The following is a 19,317-nucleotide window of genomic DNA, read 5'->3' on the forward strand; positions in this document are numbered from 1 at the left end:
TATTGGCTAGCCAATAAATAAGTTAGGCGGGTCTGCCAGTGTGGCAGACAGTCGCCTTACTTAAAAGGATATTTTTAAATCAACAAAGCTCGCTGGGTAACTCCCAGTCATAATAGGTAATGACTGGTGCATGGTTGGAAAAACGCTGTCCACGGTAAATACCTGCATTAAGCACACGTGATTTTAATGTGTGGGTAATTAAAGGATAATCAAAGCGCCAACCTGTATTTTGTTCAAATGCTTCCTCATTATGCCAATAGGTGTATTGTTCAGTACTACGATCTACAACACGATAGGCATCCACAAACCCCAGCTGTCGTTGTACATCTTCCATCCAGTTTCGCTCTTCTGGCAAGTGACCCGACAGGGTATGTTTGTTATCAATATTGGCTACATCATGGTGGTCTAAGGCAATCTCCCATGAGCCACATAAAATAAAATCTCGGCGTTTGCGCTGTATTTTTTCCAGCTGTAGGAAATAAGCATCAAGAAAATTAAATTTAGCGGATTTTAATGCGGTTGTCTGATGGCACTCAGGTACCCAGATGCTGGCTATACTTAAGCGATCAAAGTCAGCTTGAATGTAAGCACCAAAGGTATTGGCTTCGGGAAAATTCAGGCCGGTCATGATAGCTTTGGGTGGCGTTCGACTATAAATGGCAACGCCACCAGGCTGACCAGGCTCGGCAGAAAAAAAATAGTGCAGGTAATCGCTTGGGAAAATCCGCTGGTCAGTCAATTCGGCGTCATTTTCCTGAATATTTTGCAGGCAAATAACATCAGCATCCTGTCGGTTTAGCCACTCAAAAAAGCCTTTCTCACACGCACGACTGATACCGTCCAAATTGAAACTAATAATCTTCATACATAGCCCCTTGCTGAAGGAGAGTGTATGATACCTGAGCTAAACATCTGTGGAACCCTAATAGTTAATAATTAGGTTTTAACATGCAAAATTACCAACGCGATTTTATTAAATTTGCAATTGAGCACAAGGTTTTAACCTTTGGTGAGTTTACTTTAAAGTCTGGCCGAAAAAGCCCTTATTTTTTTAATGCGGGTTTGTTTAAAACAGGTGAGGCAATGCTGCATTTAGGGCGTTTTTATGCAGCAGCATTAATGGATGCTCAACTTAACTACGACGTTTTGTTTGGACCTGCCTACAAGGGTATTCCTTTAGTGACCAGTGTAGCCATTTCTCTGGCCTGCCAAGGTCATGGCGAAGCACCTTTCGCATTTAACCGCAAAGAAGCCAAACAGCATGGCGAGGGTGGTCAGCTTGTGGGGGCTGAATTACAAGGCAATATTGTTATTGTTGATGATGTGATTACGGCAGGTACGGCAATTCGAGAGTCAATGGCGATTATTCAGGATCAAGGGGCAAAGCCTGCGGGTGTGTTAGTGGCTCTGGACCGTCAAGAGCGCGGTAAAGGTGAGCTTTCTGCTATTCAGGAAGTTGAACAAACATTTGGAATACCTGTTATTAGTATTGTTAATCTTCAACAAGTACTAGACTTTATTAAAAGTGATGAAAACCTCAAGCAGTATGCTGAAGCCGTTGCGCAGTATCGGCAGCAATATGGTGTTGCTTAACTGCGTTGAGGTAACAGGTAGTAAAGGCTTAACACTCTTTTAAACACTCTCACAATGTTGTGCGTTTAGGTTATGTGATGATGCAAAACCATATAAAGCGGAGTTTGATAATTGCCATTACGTGTTCCTTGCTATCGGGCGTGGTGTGGGGAGCGGAGCCACTTCGTTTTTATCGCTTTGTGGATGAAAGTGGGAACATGGTTATTTCAAGCAGTATACCTCCGCATCTGGCGGCAAAGGGAGGATATACGGTCATTGATGATAAAGGTCGCGTCTTAGAAAAAGTACCCAAAGCACTTACGCCTGAGCAGCTTATTGAGAAAAAACAGCAGGACTTGATTCGTGAGGCGCTAGAGCAGCAGCGAGCTCAGCAGGAAGCAAGAGATAAAACGCTATTGACCTTGTACAGCTCAACAGATGATATCGAACGAGCTATGCAGCGTCAGTTGGCTGAAATTGAAGAGAAAATAAGAACCACTGAAGGTGATATTAGGCGTACTCAGCAAAACAAAGGGCAAAAAGAAGAACAGGCGGCTAATGTTGAGCGGAGTGGGCGGCAAGTACCAAAGCGGATCTTAGAAGAAATCAAGCATCTTAATAGCGAAACCAAGCGGTTAGAAAAAGAAATTGAACGGCGCCGTAGTGAGCAGGAAGAAGTTAAAGCAAAGTTTGCGAAAGATATAGAGCGTTTTCGAGTGTTAACCGGCGAGGATACGCCAGAGGTTCCTGAGGTAGTCGATATTTCCAAGGAAGACTTGCATGGTATTTGGGTTAGTGGTGCTGTTAGTGATACCAAGCATGAAATGATATTAACCAAAAAAGGCAGCTTAACCTGGGTATCTAATGCGCCTTCTGGCATCCGTACACTGAGGATAGGTAACTGGAAGTCGGAAAAGCAGGCACTGTTAGTGACGGTGAACTCTCGGCAAACCACGGATAAGCAGGGCAAAGTAGCGCTAGAACAGACTTCAGAGCAAAAGCGTTATCCCGTCAAAGGCTATCAAAGCAATATAATCGTGTTAGAGATTGAAGGGAAAGCTATTCCCTTCTCTCGCTCAGATTAAACTTTAACTCTTACTGCCAGAGATGCTGTTCAAGCTAGGTGTTTTTACGAAACACGGCGACCACCAATAAAGGCCACTGCTCTGACCATAACTCGGTGGGACTCCGTTTAAACTCACTGCGTACAAACTGTGAAATACGGCCTTCTGCTGCCGCCATGAGTAAGTTTGCTGCTCCGCTGAGTGTTAGGTTGGTGCGCAATCCTTCCCTAAATTCTGCTTCTCGAATTATTTGCTTGATTTGCGTCTCCAGCCGGTCGAAAAACTGAATAACGCGAGAGCGAAGCCGTTCTGTTTCTCCCATTAAGGCATCACCTGTCAGTATGCGAGTAATACCTGGATTTTTTTCAGTAAATGTTAACAAGAGTGTAAGCACTTGTTCACAGCGGCGAATGGCTGATTTTTCTTCCGCGAGAATCAGTTTCACCCGTGAAAAAATCGTATCTTCTATAAAGATAATTAACCCTTCGAACATTTTCGCTTTGCTGGGAAAGTGACGGTAAAGTGCAGCTTCAGAGACCCCAACCTCTTTGGCTAAACGAGATGTTGTAATGCGAGAGCCGGGGTTGTGCTCTAACATATGCGCAAGTGCCTGCAATATTTGCTCTTTGCGCGATAGCTTGTGGGTGTTTTCCATTATTACCTGTAATTGTTCTGATGTCGTAGACATAGCGGCAAGTCTTCCCCCCGGAATGGCCGATCCTTGCCAAGCTCAACTTAATTAAAAGTGGCTTAGCGTTGCAATGTCGTGCTTATTGTTGTGTGTCGTCGTATTCAGTAACAAAGAAACAGCTTACCTGGTGGTTAGGCTAAGCCTTGATCAGTGTACCCACATTGGCTTTCGCGAATAACTCAAGTAATACAGCACTTGTTACCCGACCATCGACAATATGGGCGCTTTTTACCCCATGGTTTACAGCACTTATAGCACACTTTATTTTCGGTATCATGCCACCACTGATCGTCCCATCTGCAATTAGTTGGTCTGTTTCAGTCGTATTCAGCTCTGAAATAAGTTGACCCTCTTTATTAAGCAGGCCTGGCGTGTTAGTGAGCAGTAGTAACTGGTTGGCCTGTAGCACTTCCGCCACTTTTCCTGCAACAAGGTCTGCGTTGATATTGTAAGTGTTGCCTTGAGGGTCTACCCCAATAGGTGCAATGACCGGTATAAAATCTGTCGCTAGCAGCAAGTCAATTAAATCGGTACGAATTTCAGCAACTTCACCGACAAAGCCTAAGTCGACAGTTTCAGTACTTCCATCAGACACAAGGTGTCTAGTGAGTTTTTGAGCAATAATAGTATGGGCGTCTTTTCCGGAAAGGCCTACAGCATTACCGTTGTAGCAGTTTATTAAATTAACAATTTCACCATTAACTTGGCCAGTTAAGACCATTTCTACCACATCCATGGTGGGCTGGTCGGTAACGCGCATGCCATGAATAAACTGAGTGTCAATGTTTAGCTGTTGAAGGCGGGCACCAATTTGTGGTCCTCCGCCATGGACGATGACGGGGTTAATCCCTAATGTTTTCATCAGCACAATATCACGCGCAAAGCTGCGCTTTAGCGCGTCATTCTCCATCGCATTCCCACCATACTTGATTACAATAGTCTGGCCGGATAGCTGCTGAATATAGGGTAAGGCGTCAGTTAAGATTGAAGCAGATTGCAAAGCCGCTTCGTGTGAAAGTGTCATGCTGGATACCATCAAAAAAATCAATTACCAAGGTTAGTGTGCTTGGTAGTATACCCTTCAATAGGGGTATTGTTGGGCATAAACATTTAATTTGAAGTCAATGACAATAACACCCTTTAACTCCATAAGCTATTTGCTCCTGGCGCATAGTGCCATTGCTACCCTCACGAATCATTTTTATGTGCGCTATCCATAGCGCTCACCCTAACGGGCCAGCGAAGCTGTTCTAATGTGTTCCCGACACATTAGTAGGGTTCGTTATCAGCGTTCTTGACCACCAAGGATGGTGGGAATGCAGTTTATGCATAATGACATGGATGTCATATAGTAGAGCAATGCAGGCGCTATTGCCGAGGAGCATTTAACTGCCACCCCAGTCACTTATTAATATTAAGCTTCTGGGGCTTGATCACTTGATGGCCTCCCCTAAAAAACTTCGTTATGGGTATATCTGGCTAGGGGCAGTATTAATGGCGTCGTTACTCAGGGGTTAAAATGGAATATCTAAACTAGAGTCAACGGCTAACAATTGTTTTTTAAATAATGCCTTTATTTTCTTTAGGTTTTCTTCGGTATCGGCTTCAAAGCGCAAGACTAAAACAGGTGTCGTGTTGGATGCCCTAACCAGACCCCAGCCAACTGGAAAGTCAACGCGAACGCCATCGATATCAGTGATAGTGCCTTTACCAAAGTTACCTTGTTTCGCAAGCTGCTCAACCAAATCAAATTTATTTTCATCAGTCACTTGGATATTGATTTCTGGCGTACTGATTGTTTCAGGAAAAGAGGCAAAAATTTGGTCAGCATTCCGGGTTTCGGTAGACAGAATTTCAAGTAAGCGAGCTGCGCTGTAAATACCGTCATCAAAGCCGTACCAGCGTTCTTTAAAGAAAATATGCCCACTCATTTCACCGGCGAGTAGCGCGCCCGTTTCCTTCATTTTAGCTTTAATGAGGGAGTGTCCGGTTTTCCACATGATAGGACGGCCGCCGTAACCACTGATCAAGCCAGTGAGCTTACGCGTACACTTCACATCAAAGATGATGTCTGCACCAGGGTTACGTGAGACCACGTCTTTTGCAAATAGCATTAACAGACGATCAGGATAAATTAGTTTACCCTCATTGGTAATGACACCTACCCGGTCTGCATCGCCATCAAAACCTAGTCCTAAATCGGCCTTGGTTTCTTTTACTTTGGCAATAAGGTCTTTAAGGTTTTCTGGTTTGCCCGGATCAGGGTGGTGGTTAGGGAAGTTTCCATCCACATCACAATAAAGTGGAATGACATTACAGCCTAAGTCTTCCAGAAGTCGTGGTGCGATAACGCCACCCACGCCATTACCACAGTCAACAACCACTTTAAGGGGTTTAGCCAGGGCAATATCATTGCGAATACGTTCAACATAACTTTCTAACACATCAACTTCGATGAGTGAGCCTTGGCCTTGCTGTAAATTATTTTCTTTGATGCGTTGGTATAACTGTTGTATATCCTCGTTGGCTAGGGTTTTTCCAGCGAGAACAGTTTTAAAGCCATTGTAGTCAGGTGGGTTATGGCTACCTGTAACCATGACCCCAGAGTTAGACTCATCAATAATGTGGGTAGCAAAATATAAGACAGGTGTAGGCACCATACCAATACTGATAACATCACAGCCCGTCGAAATAATACCCTGCATAAGGTTTTGACTGACTTCAGGGCTGGACAGTCGTCCATCTGCACCTACTATAACGCATTTTTCACCACGTGCTTGTGCTTCTGAGCCAATGGCTTTTCCTATGAGCGTTGCTGTTTCAAAAGTGAGTGTATCGCCTACAACACCTCGAATGTCGTATGCACGAAAAATGCTTGCTGGCACTTCCACTTGAGTTTCCTCTGGTTGGTTGTCAGATCCATCTTCATCCAGTTCTTCAATATCAAGCATATCTGTTGACTGGAAAAGTGGATCTGCAAAGTTAAAGTTATTTATTTCATCCGCTACAGATGATGTTGATGGAGCGATATTATCACTTGTAGGTGGCGTAGATTTTACGGAATCGTCAATTTCTGGCTGAGATTTGGAATTTGTCGCCGCTGGTCTAAATTGATCTTTAAATAACTGCTCTAAACTCAATGCAATGTTATGGAATAAGTCAAGCTGGAAGTTTACTGTCTTACGTTTTCGAGCTATACGTGCCTCTAAAAAAGCAACCAATGAGGCTGCATCTGTCCTGCTTGCTTTGGTTAGCATATTCATGGCCAACCAAGTAGTGACTGCAATACAGATAAGGGCAATGATTGCTGCAATAATAATCCACAGGATGGAGAGTGGCAGTTTATTACTTAAGTCAGATGACGTGTAACTCAACTGCCAATAGGCATTATTGCTTTGCAGAATAACTGGGGATTCTCCGCTAGTAGCTTGCCCATAAGTAAGTTGGTTTTGTGGTTGTTGATTGGCATTAAATTGCTGCTGTAATGCTACTTGCCCCTGATTGGCTGGAATTGACTGAAAGGCATTGGTTAAAACAGATAAGTCAAAGACAGTAATGACTGCTCCTAACACAGGGCCTTGTTCAGGCTTAATGCGAGCTGTGGCAATTACATAAGGTGTGCCCTCTATTTTATGTATTTCTGCGGGAACTTGTTGGCCGCGTTCAGACTTTCTTGCCATATCACGAGCAGCATAGTTCATGGGCACGGTCCCATCGCTCGCCAGTGAATCATCATCACGCTTGCGGAGTCGCACCTGGACCGCATGAGGTGTTGAAGCTGTAAGTGCTTTTTCAAGCTGGCGTAATTTATCTTGGTTTTTTTCTTCAAGGGCAGAGATGACGTCGAGATTTTTGCCAAGACCATTTACTGTCTGCTCAATAACAGCAATTTGTAGGTTAAGTTGATATTGGTATTGCGCACCACGTGCTGCAATAACCTCGTCTTTGAACTGGCTGTTGCCACTGGCATAGTAGAAAAGAAAAATAATGATTAAAGTGAGTAAAACACCTAATACTGAGCCTGCACTGCTGACGAGAAAAAAATGACTAATAGGCTTGTGATTGCTAGGTGAGGAGGGGGCTCCTTTACTGGGGGCTGCTTGCTTATTGTTATCTGATTCTTTTTTGGGGCGCTTTTTAATCATAACTATCCCGTTAAGCTAAGCCTATAAAATGGCATGACTATACCTATAGCGAAGGGTATGCAAATAATTATAGAGATAAAGTACAACTAGTCGTGTAATAAGCTAAGACTAGTGTTGCCTTGTTAGGCATTTTGGCTATGAACAGGATAAGCTCAAAGCCTGTTAATGCAATGCGTTGACTCAATTTAAACGATATACAGCCTAGGGTAATCGTTTAAACGGCATTAACAGGTTTAAGAGTTGATACATCCTTCGCTGCGGCTATCTAGGAAAAACTTTTTTGAGGAAGAGGTTTACCCTCGCCCTGAGTGACCAAACCCTCCAGCCCCACGGTCAGTGGAGTCGAAGTCTTCAACAATCTGACATTGAGCTTGTACAACAGGCACTAGTACAAGTTGAGCTATACGATCACCTGGTTGAATAGTGAAGTTATCTTGTCCGCGGTTCCAGCAAGAGATCATCAGCTGACCTTGATAGTCAGAGTCAATTAAGCCAACCAGGTTACCAAGCACAATCCCATGCTTATGTCCTAACCCTGAGCGAGGCAAAATCATTGCTGCGAGTCCTGGATCTGCAATGTGGATGGCTATGCCAGTGGGGATAAGTTCTGTTTGCCCTGGCACTAGCGTAAGTGGTGCATCAAGGCAGGCGCGTAAATCCATCCCCGCAGAGCCTTCAGTCGCATAGTGGGGTAAGGGGAATTCATTACCAATGCGCGCATCGAGTATTTTAGTTTGTAACGTTGGTTTCATAGCAATTTAACTTTAACAATTACGATGTGAGTTGTTCGTGGATTAGGGAAATTAACTGCTTTGCCAAGGCCTGCTTGGTATTTTGATCGAGTGCAATGCGTTGTGTTGGGGTATAAACAGTCACAGTATTGTGATCACTGTTAAATCCAATATCTGTTTGGCTGACATCATTGGCAATAATCATGTCCAGTTTTTTGCGGGTTAGCTTATCTTTAGCATGTTGCTCAAGGGCTTGAGTTTCTGCGGCAAAGCCAACGACAAAGGGTTTTGGCTGCATGCTGGCAACACTGGCAATAATGTCTGGGTTACGAACCAATGTTAATGTCATTGTTTGTTCTGCATTGTTCGGATCTTTTTTTAGCTTTTGGCTGGCTGCTTGCTCAGGGCGATAATCAGCAACAGCAGCACAACCAATAAAAATTGAAGCAGTGCTGGTGTGCTCTTGAACGGCATTATGCATAGCTTCTGCACTATCTACATTAATCCGTTTAACTCCCGTTGGGGTTACTAACTGAACAGGCCCACTGATGAGTGTGACTTCTGCCCCAGCGTCAACAGCAGCTTGCGCTAACGCGAAGCCCATTTTTCCAGAGCTATGATTGGATATGTAGCGCACAGGATCGATAGCTTCGCGAGTAGGTCCCGCAGTAATAACCACATGATGGCCTGTCAGGATTTTTGGGCTGAACTGCTCGGCACATAATTGAGCAATTTCAGCGGCTTCTAGCATCCGCCCTGGACCGACCTCACCACAGGCCTGGAAGCCTTGCGCAGGGCCAAAGCAACGCACGCCACGATCAATCAAACAATGCAGGTTATCTTGTGTGGCAGCATGCTGCCACATTTGCTGGTTCATGGCTGGAGCAATGCACAGTGGTGCTTCTGTAGCTAAACACAGAGTACTGAGTAAGTCATCTGCACGGCCTTGTGCCAAGCTAGATAAACAATTCGCTGTTGCCGGTGCAATGATTACCAGGTCTGCCCAGCGCGCTAACTCGATATGATTCATTCCAGCTTCAGCTTCTGGCGATAACAGCTCAGTGTGGACAGGGTGGCCAGATAGGGCTTGAAAAGTAAGGGGGGTAATAAAGGCCTGTGCACCTTTGCTCATAACAACACGGACTTCAGCGCCAGCATCTCGCAGGCGACGCACAAGCTCGGCCGATTTATACGCTGCAATGCCCCCGGTTATGCCCAGGACAATCTTTTTACTCTGTAGTTGGTGCATGGTAACTCTGGATTGGTTTAACGGTAGAAGCTGGTATTTGTTCGCATTAATTTCGAGATTAGCCCATTAAGATACTAATCCCTGCGTGGTCGTGGAAGCCATCAGTCTATAGTGGCCTTTGTCAAAAAACCATAGCAGGACTTAATGGATTCGTATTAGTTAAAAAGAGTGAATGATACATCATGGCAATAACGGACTGGCCGTGCAGTGAAAGGCCACGAGAACGCTTGCTGGCGATGGGAGCAAGTGCTCTCTCAGATGCAGAACTATTGGCAATTTTTCTACGAACAGGGGTTAAAGGTAAAACTGCGGTGGACTTAGCCCGTGAGCTGTTGACAACGTTTGGTGGGTTACGACCACTGCTGGAAGCTACGCAGCAGGAATTTTGTCAGGCTCATGGCTTGGGAACGGCCAAGTATGTGCTGTTACAAGCAGTGTTGGAAATGGCAACACGCCATTTGGAGGCACAGCTGGCCGAGGGAGCCAGTTTACAGAGTTCAACTCAGACCAAGCGCTACGTCCAGGGTAAATTGAGGCATTATACTTATGAAGTATTTGCTGTCCTCTACCTGAATAGCCAGCACCAAATCATTCGCTTTGAGGAGTTGTTTCGTGGCACGTTAAATGCAGCTGCTGTCTATCCTCGGGAAGTGGTTAAGCAGGCCTTGATGTTGAATGCTGCTGCAGTGATCCTGGTGCATAACCATCCAAGTGGTGATACTGAACCCAGTCAGTCAGACTGTTATATCACCGAGCAGCTGCAAGCAGCACTTGAATTAATCGATGTACGGGTGCTAGACCACCTAATCGTTGGTAACGCTGATGTGTTGTCCTTTGCAGAAAAGGGCTTGCTGATAGCTGGTGTTTAATTGATCAAAATGTTGCCAATTTTATCGTGGATTTCTTGCGAATAGGCTTGTCTTCTGGTATAAAGCTGTGCTCTTTGCGGGGGTGGCACACGATTGGGCCAACTCAACACGCCTCATCAAACTGCGTGAATCAATGGCCCCCAGATGTGCGTCTCGATTGACTGAATTTCAGCTAAATTGAAAGGCACACCCGGTTGATTTAGGTAATAGGTTTACCAACCGATGAGGTTGGCAAGCGGTTGGAGAGGCGAAAAATGTCAAAGGTTTGTCAGGTAACTGGTAAGCGACCAGTCACTGGAAACAATGTATCTCACGCTAACAACAAAACCAAGCGCCGTTTCGCGCCTAATCTGCACTACCATCGTTTTTGGGTAGAGTCAGAAAAGCGTTTTGTAAGACTGCGGATTTCTGCTAAAGGTATGCGCATTATTGACAAAAAAGGCATTGACACTGTTCTTGCCGATTTGCGCGCTCGTGGCGAAAAGATTTAATTAGGAGGACTGTATCATGCGTGAGAAAATTAGAATGGTATCCTCTGCAGGTACTGGCCATTTCTACACAACTGACAAAAACAAGCGCAGCACGCCAGACAAACTGGAAATGAAAAAGTTTGATCCAGTTGTTCGCAAGCACGTGATGTACAAAGAAGCAAAAATCAAATAAGGTTTTTGTCTTTTTGTCAGGTTGCTAAAACCCGCCAAAGCGGGTTTTTTTATATTTAAAGCTAAAATTTGTATATTTTTTGACCGTTGGCGATTAAGCAGAGCGAGTAGGTTATGAAGCCGGAATTGTTATCACCTGCGGGTACCCTGAAAAATATGAAGTATGCCTTTGCCTATGGTGCAGATGCCGTTTATGCAGGGCAGCCTCGTTACAGCCTTCGGGTACGCAACAATGATTTTAAGATGGAAAACCTGGAAAAGGGGATTCAGCTAGCGCATCAGCAAGGAAAGCAATTCTATCTCGCCAGCAATATTGCGCCCCATAACAGTAAAATCAAAACCTATATGCAGGACATGGAGCCGGTGATTGCAATGCAGCCTGATGCGCTGATCATGTCTGATCCTGGCTTGATTATGCTGGTGCGAGATAAATGGCCAGATATGCCCGTTCATCTCTCTGTGCAAGCCAATGTGGTTAACTACGCTTCAGTAAAGTTTTGGTATCGACAAGGCATTACACGAGTTATTTTATCCCGTGAACTCTCACTGGATGAGGTTGAAGAGATTCGTATGCAGTGCCCTGAGATGGAACTTGAGGTATTTGTACATGGTGCACTGTGTATAGCTTATTCTGGCCGCTGTTTGTTGTCAGGCTATATGAACCGTCGTGACCCAAACCAGGGTACGTGTACCAATGCCTGTCGCTGGAAATATGATGCACACGATGCCAAACAAACGGAAACTGGTGATATTGTTGCTGTTCAAGTTGTAGACCCTCAGCAAGAAGCGCAGGTTGCTCCACAACTGGGTGCTGGACAAACCACAGATCAAATCTTCTTATTGGAAGAGCAGGGCCGTCCTGGTGAGCTGATGCCTGCATTTGAAGATGAGCATGGCACTTACATCATGAACTCCAAAGATCTGCGCGCAGTTCAGCATGTAAAACGGTTAACTGATATGGGCGTGGCTTCATTAAAAATCGAAGGCCGGACCAAGTCCCATTATTATGTCGCGCGAACTGCACAAGTTTATCGCCAAGCTATTGAAGATGCTGTGCAAGGTAAAGCATTCAATATGGACCTGATGGATGACCTTGAGAAGTTAGCCAGTCGTGGTTACACCGAGGGCTTTTATCGCCGTCATGTACATGATGAGTATCAGAATTATGAGCGTGGCAATTCGATCAGTGACAAGCAGCAGTTTGTAGGTGAAATTGTTGAGGCGGATGAGCAGTTTATTGTTGTCGATGTAAAAAATCGTTTTGCGATAGGTGATGAGCTGGAGTTGCTGACACCAGAGGGTAATCAAACATTTGTGCTATCGCATATGGAAAACAAGCGTGGTGAAACGATGGAAGTTGCTCCAGGCTCTGGTCACCGAGTGAAAATTCCTTTAGCCGGCTATCAAGGAGGAGAGTTTGGTTTGCTGGCGCGTAATATTCGTCAGGCCAGTTAGTTGTGGGGGGGAATAAAAGAGAAAGACTGGCTTATTGATCACCAACCCATTGCACTTTATTCGTTAAGCTGTCTGGTAGCGTTAGTGAAAAGCGTTGCCAGGCTGATCGGTTGATGAGTAGTTGACCTTGGCCTGGTCTTACAACGTTTAGCTTACTTATAGCCACACCTTGCTGATGCTGATGGACTCGCTGGGCAAGTTGCTCTCCCAGTTCATAATAAATTGCGGTTGTCCCCAGTAATGCCCCGTCTTTTACAAAAATATCAACAGCTGCAACTGACAGCATTTTAAACGCATTGATAGCTTCTATTAACGCTGCTCGCTGCGAAATTAAAAAGCTATCTGAGGGAAGGTATACGGTATTAATCTTATCTTTAGTAATCTGTGACATGACTTTAAATAAATGCTGCTTAAAGTTGCTGCTTTCAGGATTAATACGATAGCTAAACACCTCTAAGTTAAACTTAGACTGAATGTGTCGTAAACGTTCTAATAAGTGTTCGGAATTGTTTTCACGTGGGTTATATAAAAACGCTATTTTATTAAAGCTTAGAATCTGCTTTGCTTGAGAAATTTGTAGTTGAGTGGATACTTGATTTGTACTCCCAATAATATTGAGAGTTTGTGGTTGGTCTAAATTGGCTACAAGTTGAGCTTGCACAGGGTCAGTCACTACCGCAAACAATTGTGGTTGGGGTAGATTGCCAAACTCTTTGATTAGTGTTGAAACAGTTGTGCCATAGGTATAGACATAATCGAGTTGATGACTCCATTGACTGAGTTCTGAGCGGATAAAAAATGATATGGCTTGACGATTCTGTTTCGCATTAAATTTTTTTAGTGAAAGTCGATAGCCATATTCTTGCAGTTTGTCCTTAAACCCCTGCTCAGCAGGTGTTTCTCCGCGCCATAAAACCATGCCAATCTGCAACTCGTTAGCCACAGTCCTTGTGGAAAAACAGCTAATAATCCATAGTAAAATGAGTGTTTGCCACATATGTCATTATGTGCCAGTTAAAAGTTTAACTTTGGTGACAGTATAGATGAGAATGAAGTGAATTTTTTGGAATTATTTTTAGGGCCGCAGTTATTTGTGAAGGAAAAATCGCCATTATTTTTTTTGTAGAATGCTTTCACCTATTAGCTGGCAGTTAAATGACTGCAAGAATGCTTTCGGATTATTGGTTGTTGCCATAATACTTTGCAATTCGTGGTTATCCATAATTAAATAACCACCAGTGTTGAGTGATTTAAGCAGTTTGGACAGAATGTGTAATTTGTTTTGCTGATCAAAAAAAACAAGTTGTTGGCGGCAGATTATAATGTCTAAATTACAACAGAAAGGCCCGTGAGCCATTAAATTAAAAGTATCAAAAAATATGCGTTGCTTGATGAATGATTTTACGCGATACATCATTTCTTGTTGGCCAATACCTTTATAAAAATAAAGACACTTTTGCTTTTGTGATAGGGATACCAAAGTCTCCTCATTAAAAATGGCGCGTTTGGCGGCAGTGATCGAAAAAGAATTAACATCTGTAGCGATAATTTTGCAGCGCTGGTAAATGGCTTCGGGCAACTGTTCAAACAGGCTGATACTCATACTGTATGGCTCGGTACCATAGCCGCAACCAACAGACCAGATGTTTAAGTTGTGCGATGGGTTATTAAAAAGTAAAGATGGTAATAAACTATTATTGATAGTGTCATAGAGTTGTGGGTTGTCAAAAAATACCGAACTGGTGCTGGTCAGTGCATTGACTAGACGACTAATTTCTTCTTTATTTTTTTCAATATATTTATAGTATGCATTAAACGATTTTAGTTTGAGTTGCTGAATGCGCTGAGCTAATCGTTGATAAACAAGATTAAAGGTATCATCAGTGAGGGTAATGCTTAACGTGTTTTTGGTCTTCTGTTTTAACCGATAAAAGTCATGCATGGTAAAACGAAGTTGTTGTTGCAGGACAGCTGGCTGTTGAGGGCGTAATTGATATTCCATAGTTACCTGCAATCAGTTTGGTTATTTGAGTTAGTGATAGCTAATGGATGGTTATGTATACCCGCAGCAAACCCAAAATGATTTGTGAAGGGTATATTAATTATAGGGAGTGCTACCAGAAGACATCCATGAATAATAGATGGCATAATGACGAAGCTAAAATGAAATATAATTGATTGCTGATAGAGTATTGTTTATTTAATAGACTGCGCTATGAGTAAAAATATTCTCTGCGCAGGGGATGCATCGAATTTTTTATCTAGGGGCAGATTAATAAGTTATGCCCGAGTTACCAGAAGTTGAAACCACTTGTCGTGGTATAGCGCCTCATATCATAGGGCATACATTTCAGAATGTTATTATTCGTCAAGCCAAGCTGCGTTGGGCAATTCCTGAGGAACTATCGCAAGTACTACCTGGGATGGCTGTTAACAGTGTATCACGGCGGGGTAAATATATTTTGCTGGCAACAGATCATGGTTCAGTGATTATTCATTTAGGTATGTCTGGAAGCCTTCGAGTACTGCTTGCTTCTGTAGCGGCGGGAACCCATGATCACGTTGACTTTGTTTTTAGTGATGGCAAAGTTTTGCGTTATACCGATCCTAGGCGTTTTGGTGCAGTATTGTGGACAACATTAGCGCCTGAGCAGCATAAGCTATTAAAGTCTCTGGGGCCTGAACCACTGGCTGATGCTTTTGATACCGCTTATTTGTTTGAACGTTCTCGTACCAAGCAGTTAGCGGTGAAAAACTTTATCATGGATAGTCATGTTGTTGTCGGAGTTGGCAATATTTACGCGAATGAAGCCTTGTTTAAAGCGGGTATTCACCCCAATCGCGCGGCAAATAAAATAAGCAAGGTGCGTTATCAGCGTTTAGTTGATGAAATAAAACATACGTTAACCGCAGCTATTGACCAAGGTGGAACGACGCTAAAAGACTTTGTGGGTGGCGATGGAAAGCCTGGCTACTTCAAACAGGAGCTTATGGTTTATGGGCGAGCAGGCAAAAGTTGTGTTATATGTGGCACAGTGTTGCAGGAAATTCGTTTAGCTCAGCGAAGTACAGTGTATTGTAAACACTGTCAGCGTTAATTTTTGAGTTTACTTGGCGCATCGACCCTTTATCGTTGATTCTTGTTTGTAGTCGATAGTCTGATGAAGGAAAACAGTAGGTGTGCTTCACAGATATTAAATGTTGTTTAAGTTCTTTGTGGCATTTAATAAGCCTGGCATTTTACGATTCATGCTTTATACATAACATAACCAGGGGACAGTATTAGTGTATTTGGTATAACTAATACAGTATTCGTGGTTTTGTTGGAGTATTCATTCTGTAATTAGGGTTTCGCACGAAGTGGTCTGGTCAGCTATCTTATAAAAAGTACTGTCTGGCAAAGAACAGTGCTGACAGATTGGTGCGAACTGTTATAGTAAAAATATTATTGGCTTATTATATCTTATATCTGGCCAGCGATAAGGATAAGGTTTATGAAGTACACATTATATCGACTATTTGGGGTGGTCGCTTCTATCGCTGTCACTATGATGCCTGTAACCAGTCAAGCAAATGGTGATAGTCACGAAGCTGATGTCTATGGTGAGCAGCCTGTTTATCAACAGCAACCTGTTTCTCCAAGTTATCAACAACAGGCTTATTCACAGCAACAGCCTATGGATGATCAGCAGGTTAGAGCATCACGCCAGGCGCTAATGGAAGACCCAAGTGGGTTTGCGATGGCGGGTGATTTGCTAATAGCGCGTCCGCTGTTGTTAGGTGCAACTGTCCTAGGAACTGCCTTTTATGTTGTGAGTCTGCCTTTCTCATTACCTGGCGGTAATGCGGATCAAGCGGCTGAAACGCTGATTGGTATTCCTGCTCGTGCAACGTTTAAGCGCTGTTTGGGTTGTACCGTTTCAGGTGAGTAAGCCTGGTAGCTGTTTTAACCAATACCAAATGCTGGTAAATGTGTTTGTGCCTTACTAAGCAAGCCGGTTGAGTAAGTTCGGCCGGCGGGTATTGTGACTCTTAGCTTAGTATTATCACTGGAAGGAACAGCCTTTCAGGGTTTGCTGTGCCCTGAAAATAACCTAAGGCAGTATTTGTATGTAGTTTGGGATGCAGCTTATGCTGCACCGGTAATAATTTCATACTTGCGCATTAGCTCTTCTTTTGATTCCTCATGGTTGGGATCTTTCGGAATACAGTCCACAGGGCAAACTTGCTGACATTGTGGTTCATCGTAGTGACCTACACACTCCGTACAGAGCATTGGGTCTATTTCATAGATTTCCTCACCAGGAGAAATTGCGTTATTTGGGCACTCTGGCTCACAAACATCGCAGTTGATGCATTCATCAGTTATATATAATGCCATTGCAGTTACACCTCATGCAGGCTTATTGGCGCCGTTAACAGACGCTAAGCCTGCAAAGTACAGGTTATGACGCTAACTATTTGAGTTAAAATAATCTGTTAGTGCTGTTGCCACACTAGGGTGAACAAATTTGCTCACATCTCCACCTAAGGAAGCAATTTCTCTCACCAGTGTGGATGATATGTATGAGTATTGCTCAGCTGGCGTTAAGAATAAACTCTCAACTTGTGGGGCTAAAATGCGGTTCATATTGGCAAGTTGAAACTCGTACTCAAAGTCAGAGACGGCCCTGAGTCCACGAAGGATGATATTCCCTTTTTGTTGAATGACAAACTCAGCAAGTAAGTTGTCAAAGCCACATACAGTCACGTTTTTTATATGTGCTACTGACTCTTCAGCAAGCTTTACTCGAGTTTCCTGGTCGAATAGAGGCTTTTTCTGTGGGCTTTTAGCTACCGCTATAATAATGTGATCAAACAGACGAGCGGCTCTTTCCACAAGATCTGTATGGCCTTTCGTAATGGGATCAAACGTACCCGGATAAATCACGGTATTCATTCGGTTTCATCGCTTATCGGTGACTTTAACTGACACGCAAAGGAAACTGTCAGGAGACTGGATAGCATATTACAGTGTAAGACATTGATGACAGGGTGTTAGATGATTCCCTGTTAACCTTAAATCAACTTGAAAAATATGCTGATGAAGTGATGCAGTTTGCCAGAATATCCTTTGCTTTGGGGGCACTAATGGTAACGGAAAGGGACTGGCTCTACAAATTACTTTCAATCCGCTGAAATATTCCTGTTAAATACTTTGAGTTAGCGCAAAACCTTGTCTTTCTGACGCTTGAGTGGTCTTGTCATTGTCTATTAACGTTATGGGTTTACCTAGTTTCGCGCTCAAATGCGTCGCTTGCCTACAAGCCAGAGCATAAATTGAAAGTTGTGGGTTCGCGCCAATGCTGGTAGGAAAACAAGAACCATCGATAACGGATAGATTCTCCAGAAAGAAATGCTCTCCCCAGTGATTGACAACACCAGATTCAGGCTTGGCACTCATCCCACAGCCGCCCATAACATGAGCACTGCCTAATAGTGCTTGATGTGGTTGCCAATTTAGTTGATTGAGTTGTTGCAATGTGGCCTGCAGGCTTTTCTTAAGTTGGGCTCGGCTATGGGAGGGAATAACACTGCGAGCACCCGCGGCAAACTGGATACTGGCCATTGTGGTTAAGCTTTGTTTTACGCCATCCCATAGATATTGTGTAGTTGGATAATTGAGAACTGGGCTGCCATCAGCGTGCAGTTTGACCTGGCCTCCAGGGCTTTGTGGGTGAAAACCGTCACGATGGAGCGCAATGGTGCATTGCAAATAAGGGAGTTGTTGCATGAGTTGGCGATGCTGTTGCCCAAAGCCTTTTAGTAGACCTGTTGCCAGCATCGGCTGTAAAGGGGGAACCTCTAATTTGTAGCCAATTTGCTGATCTGCAGGCCATTGAAAATGATCTGAGTAAATGGACTGTGGTGCCCCATAGAAGCCTTCAACAGCTTCCTCAAAAAGTGCAAAGCTAGCACTTACTGGGTGTAGAAAAGTGCGCCGACCTATGCGTTGATGGGGGTCTGGAATGCTAGACCTTAGCAAAATAGCGGGTGAGCCGATAGCGCCTGCAGCAAGGACGACATGACGAGCGTGTAACTTAAAGCGGGATGATTGATGATCTCCATTAGCAGGGTGACATTCAACGCCTGTCACCTGATCGTCTTGCCATAAAATCTTATGCGCTTCACAGTTATAAATTAAGGAGGCGCCTCGCTCCAGTGCTTGTGGCAAGGTACTGACCAGCATAGACTGCTTAGCATTCGTCGGACAGCCTGTTCCACAGAAACCTAAGTTCCAGCAGCCGCGCACATTACGCGCAATGATATTTGATGAGTACCCAAGTCGTTGGCAGCCTGACTGCAAAATAGCATTATTACGGTTGGGCTGGCCTTGCCATGGTAAAATACCGAGGCGCTGCTCTACATAGTCAAACCAGGAATTCATTGTGGCGCTGTCTAATTCAGCTAAGCCAAACTGATCTTGCCAGTAGGTGAGGGTTTGTGGTGGTGTGCGAAAGCAAGATGTCCAATTAATGACGGTTGTACCACCTACAGCACGCCCCTGTAAAACGCTAATGGCGCCATCTTCAGTAGTGCGTGAGCCTCCTTCCTGATACAACGACTGGTAGGCTTGCTGCTCATTCATATTAAAGTCATTGGAAGACTGCAGTGGCCCGCTTTCAATAAGTGCAACACTTAGTCCTGCTTTACTTAAAATATCAGCCGTAAAGCCACCACCAGCGCCAGTACCAATAATAATGACATCAAAATCACGATTTTTAGGAGATGTTTTTAGTGCATCAAAAATAGCCCACTGCTTGGCCGCATCTGTTGTATAAATATCTTTAATCACACTACTCATACTCAAGCCTTATACATTATTATGCGATTTTCTTA

Annotated in this window: 19 protein-coding genes; 8 read left to right on the top strand and 11 right to left on the bottom strand. The window is 43.9% G+C overall.

The features are described 5' to 3' along the window. Positions 1-79: 79 nt before the first annotated feature. On the bottom strand, positions 80-865 hold the full coding sequence (locus KHS79_RS08115; protein WP_212718205.1) for an exodeoxyribonuclease III: 786 nt from the start codon (positions 863-865) through the stop codon (positions 80-82). An 83-nt stretch (positions 866-948) separates the two neighbouring features. Between KHS79_RS08115 and pyrE the strand changes: the two genes are divergently transcribed. Together pyrE and KHS79_RS08125 are read left to right on the top strand one after the other, a co-directional pair. After that, positions 949-1,593 carry an orotate phosphoribosyltransferase gene (gene pyrE / locus KHS79_RS08120; RefSeq protein WP_212718206.1) on the top strand — a complete coding sequence of 215 codons (645 nt, stop codon included), beginning with the start codon at positions 949-951 and terminating at the stop codon, positions 1,591-1,593. 77 nt (positions 1,594-1,670) lie between these two features. Beyond that, the gene (locus tag KHS79_RS08125; RefSeq protein WP_212718207.1) at positions 1,671-2,657 is read left to right on the top strand and encodes a hypothetical protein; all 987 of its coding nucleotides are present in this window, start codon (positions 1,671-1,673) and stop codon (positions 2,655-2,657) included. Positions 2,658-2,691: 34 nt separating this feature from the next. On the opposite strand, the gene slmA is transcribed toward KHS79_RS08125, so the two are convergent. The 5 genes from slmA to coaBC all read right to left on the bottom strand — a co-directional run bounded on the left by slmA (position 2,692) and on the right by coaBC (position 9,452). After that, positions 2,692-3,291 (bottom strand): nucleoid occlusion factor SlmA, encoded by a 600-nt coding sequence (slmA, locus tag KHS79_RS08130; protein WP_027707335.1) that lies wholly within the window; start codon positions 3,289-3,291, stop codon positions 2,692-2,694. A gap of 172 nt (positions 3,292-3,463) precedes the next feature. Beyond that, positions 3,464-4,351: an acetylglutamate kinase gene (gene argB / locus KHS79_RS08135; RefSeq protein WP_212718208.1), complete on the bottom strand. Its 888-nt coding sequence runs from the start codon at positions 4,349-4,351 to the stop codon at positions 3,464-3,466. A gap of 490 nt (positions 4,352-4,841) precedes the next feature. Then, on the bottom strand, positions 4,842-6,278 hold the full coding sequence (locus tag KHS79_RS08140; RefSeq protein WP_212718458.1) for a phosphomannomutase/phosphoglucomutase: 1,437 nt from the start codon (positions 6,276-6,278) through the stop codon (positions 4,842-4,844). A gap of 1,487 nt (positions 6,279-7,765) precedes the next feature. Beyond that, a complete protein-coding gene (gene dut, locus KHS79_RS08145) occupies positions 7,766-8,224 on the bottom strand; it encodes a dUTP diphosphatase (RefSeq protein ID WP_212718209.1) in 459 nt (152 codons plus the stop codon). Positions 8,225-8,243: 19 nt separating this feature from the next. Further along, the gene (gene coaBC, locus KHS79_RS08150) at positions 8,244-9,452 is read right to left on the bottom strand and encodes a bifunctional phosphopantothenoylcysteine decarboxylase/phosphopantothenate--cysteine ligase CoaBC (protein ID WP_212718210.1); all 1,209 of its coding nucleotides are present in this window, start codon (positions 9,450-9,452) and stop codon (positions 8,244-8,246) included. Positions 9,453-9,634: 182 nt separating this feature from the next. Here coaBC and radC point away from each other — a divergent pair, with 182 nt between their 5' ends. The 4 genes from radC to trhP all read left to right on the top strand — a co-directional run bounded on the left by radC (position 9,635) and on the right by trhP (position 12,438). After that, positions 9,635-10,321: a RadC family protein gene (gene radC, locus KHS79_RS08155; protein ID WP_027707331.1), complete on the top strand. Its 687-nt coding sequence runs from the start codon at positions 9,635-9,637 to the stop codon at positions 10,319-10,321. A 254-nt stretch (positions 10,322-10,575) separates the two neighbouring features. Next, positions 10,576-10,812, top strand: a complete 237-nt coding sequence (gene rpmB, locus KHS79_RS08160; protein WP_027707330.1) for a 50S ribosomal protein L28 — start codon at positions 10,576-10,578, stop codon at positions 10,810-10,812. A gap of 16 nt (positions 10,813-10,828) precedes the next feature. Further along, positions 10,829-10,984, top strand: a complete 156-nt coding sequence (gene rpmG, locus KHS79_RS08165) for a 50S ribosomal protein L33 (protein WP_027707329.1) — start codon at positions 10,829-10,831, stop codon at positions 10,982-10,984. Positions 10,985-11,097: 113 nt separating this feature from the next. After that, positions 11,098-12,438, top strand: a complete 1,341-nt coding sequence (gene trhP, locus KHS79_RS08170) for a prephenate-dependent tRNA uridine(34) hydroxylase TrhP (protein ID WP_212718211.1) — start codon at positions 11,098-11,100, stop codon at positions 12,436-12,438. A 31-nt stretch (positions 12,439-12,469) separates the two neighbouring features. On the opposite strand, the gene KHS79_RS08175 is transcribed toward trhP, so the two are convergent. Continuing rightward, positions 12,470-13,381: an ABC transporter substrate-binding protein gene (locus tag KHS79_RS08175; protein ID WP_212718212.1), complete on the bottom strand. Its 912-nt coding sequence runs from the start codon at positions 13,379-13,381 to the stop codon at positions 12,470-12,472. A gap of 168 nt (positions 13,382-13,549) precedes the next feature. Then, positions 13,550-14,440, bottom strand: a complete 891-nt coding sequence (locus tag KHS79_RS08180) for a CheR family methyltransferase (protein WP_212718214.1) — start codon at positions 14,438-14,440, stop codon at positions 13,550-13,552. Positions 14,441-14,720: 280 nt separating this feature from the next. Between KHS79_RS08180 and mutM the strand changes: the two genes are divergently transcribed. Then, a complete protein-coding gene (mutM, locus tag KHS79_RS08185) occupies positions 14,721-15,536 on the top strand; it encodes a bifunctional DNA-formamidopyrimidine glycosylase/DNA-(apurinic or apyrimidinic site) lyase (RefSeq protein ID WP_212718216.1) in 816 nt (271 codons plus the stop codon). 396 nt (positions 15,537-15,932) lie between these two features. Next, entirely contained in the window at positions 15,933-16,370 is a 438-nt protein-coding gene (locus KHS79_RS25830) for a hypothetical protein (protein ID WP_230400430.1), read from the top strand. A gap of 197 nt (positions 16,371-16,567) precedes the next feature. Here KHS79_RS25830 and KHS79_RS08195 read toward each other — a convergent pair whose 3' ends face one another. The 3 genes from KHS79_RS08195 to KHS79_RS08205 all read right to left on the bottom strand — a co-directional run bounded on the left by KHS79_RS08195 (position 16,568) and on the right by KHS79_RS08205 (position 19,282). Continuing rightward, a complete protein-coding gene (locus tag KHS79_RS08195) occupies positions 16,568-16,819 on the bottom strand; it encodes a YfhL family 4Fe-4S dicluster ferredoxin (protein WP_027709199.1) in 252 nt (83 codons plus the stop codon). Positions 16,820-16,891: 72 nt separating this feature from the next. After that, entirely contained in the window at positions 16,892-17,377 is a 486-nt protein-coding gene (gene coaD / locus KHS79_RS08200) for a pantetheine-phosphate adenylyltransferase (RefSeq protein WP_027709200.1), read from the bottom strand. 249 nt (positions 17,378-17,626) lie between these two features. Next, positions 17,627-19,282, bottom strand: coding sequence for a GMC family oxidoreductase (locus tag KHS79_RS08205; protein WP_212718218.1), 1,656 nt, complete (start codon positions 19,280-19,282; stop codon positions 17,627-17,629). Between the last annotated feature and the right edge of the window lie 35 nt (positions 19,283-19,317).

This window comes from Zooshikella ganghwensis, from assembly GCF_018263875.1.
GTDB classification, from domain to species: Bacteria; Pseudomonadota; Gammaproteobacteria; order Pseudomonadales; family Zooshikellaceae; genus Zooshikella; species Zooshikella ganghwensis.

Excerpts from the sequence above, each read along its gene's own strand:
- pyrE (WP_212718206.1), top strand. The coding sequence starts at position 949 with ATGCAAAATTACCAACGCGATTTTATTAAATTTGCAATTGAGCACAAG.
- KHS79_RS25830 (WP_230400430.1), top strand. The coding sequence starts at position 15,933 with ATGAAGTACACATTATATCGACTATTTGGGGTGGTCGCTTCTATCGCT.
- argB (WP_212718208.1), bottom strand. The coding sequence starts at position 4,351 with ATGACACTTTCACACGAAGCGGCTTTGCAATCTGCTTCAATCTTAACT.
- KHS79_RS08140 (WP_212718458.1), bottom strand. The coding sequence starts at position 6,278 with ATGCTTGATATTGAAGAACTGGATGAAGATGGATCTGACAACCAACCA.
- dut (WP_212718209.1), bottom strand. The coding sequence starts at position 8,224 with ATGAAACCAACGTTACAAACTAAAATACTCGATGCGCGCATTGGTAAT.
- slmA (WP_027707335.1), bottom strand. The coding sequence starts at position 3,291 with ATGGAAAACACCCACAAGCTATCGCGCAAAGAGCAAATATTGCAGGCA.
- coaBC (WP_212718210.1), bottom strand. The coding sequence starts at position 9,452 with ATGCACCAACTACAGAGTAAAAAGATTGTCCTGGGCATAACCGGGGGC.
- rpmG (WP_027707329.1), top strand. The coding sequence starts at position 10,829 with ATGCGTGAGAAAATTAGAATGGTATCCTCTGCAGGTACTGGCCATTTC.
- KHS79_RS08115 (WP_212718205.1), bottom strand. The coding sequence starts at position 865 with ATGAAGATTATTAGTTTCAATTTGGACGGTATCAGTCGTGCGTGTGAG.
- rpmB (WP_027707330.1), top strand. The coding sequence starts at position 10,576 with ATGTCAAAGGTTTGTCAGGTAACTGGTAAGCGACCAGTCACTGGAAAC.
- radC (WP_027707331.1), top strand. The coding sequence starts at position 9,635 with ATGGCAATAACGGACTGGCCGTGCAGTGAAAGGCCACGAGAACGCTTG.
- KHS79_RS08180 (WP_212718214.1), bottom strand. The coding sequence starts at position 14,440 with ATGGAATATCAATTACGCCCTCAACAGCCAGCTGTCCTGCAACAACAA.
- KHS79_RS08195 (WP_027709199.1), bottom strand. The coding sequence starts at position 16,819 with ATGGCATTATATATAACTGATGAATGCATCAACTGCGATGTTTGTGAG.
- trhP (WP_212718211.1), top strand. The coding sequence starts at position 11,098 with ATGAAGCCGGAATTGTTATCACCTGCGGGTACCCTGAAAAATATGAAG.
- KHS79_RS08125 (WP_212718207.1), top strand. The coding sequence starts at position 1,671 with ATGATGCAAAACCATATAAAGCGGAGTTTGATAATTGCCATTACGTGT.
- KHS79_RS08205 (WP_212718218.1), bottom strand. The coding sequence starts at position 19,282 with ATGAGTAGTGTGATTAAAGATATTTATACAACAGATGCGGCCAAGCAG.
- mutM (WP_212718216.1), top strand. The coding sequence starts at position 14,721 with ATGCCCGAGTTACCAGAAGTTGAAACCACTTGTCGTGGTATAGCGCCT.
- coaD (WP_027709200.1), bottom strand. The coding sequence starts at position 17,377 with ATGAATACCGTGATTTATCCGGGTACGTTTGATCCCATTACGAAAGGC.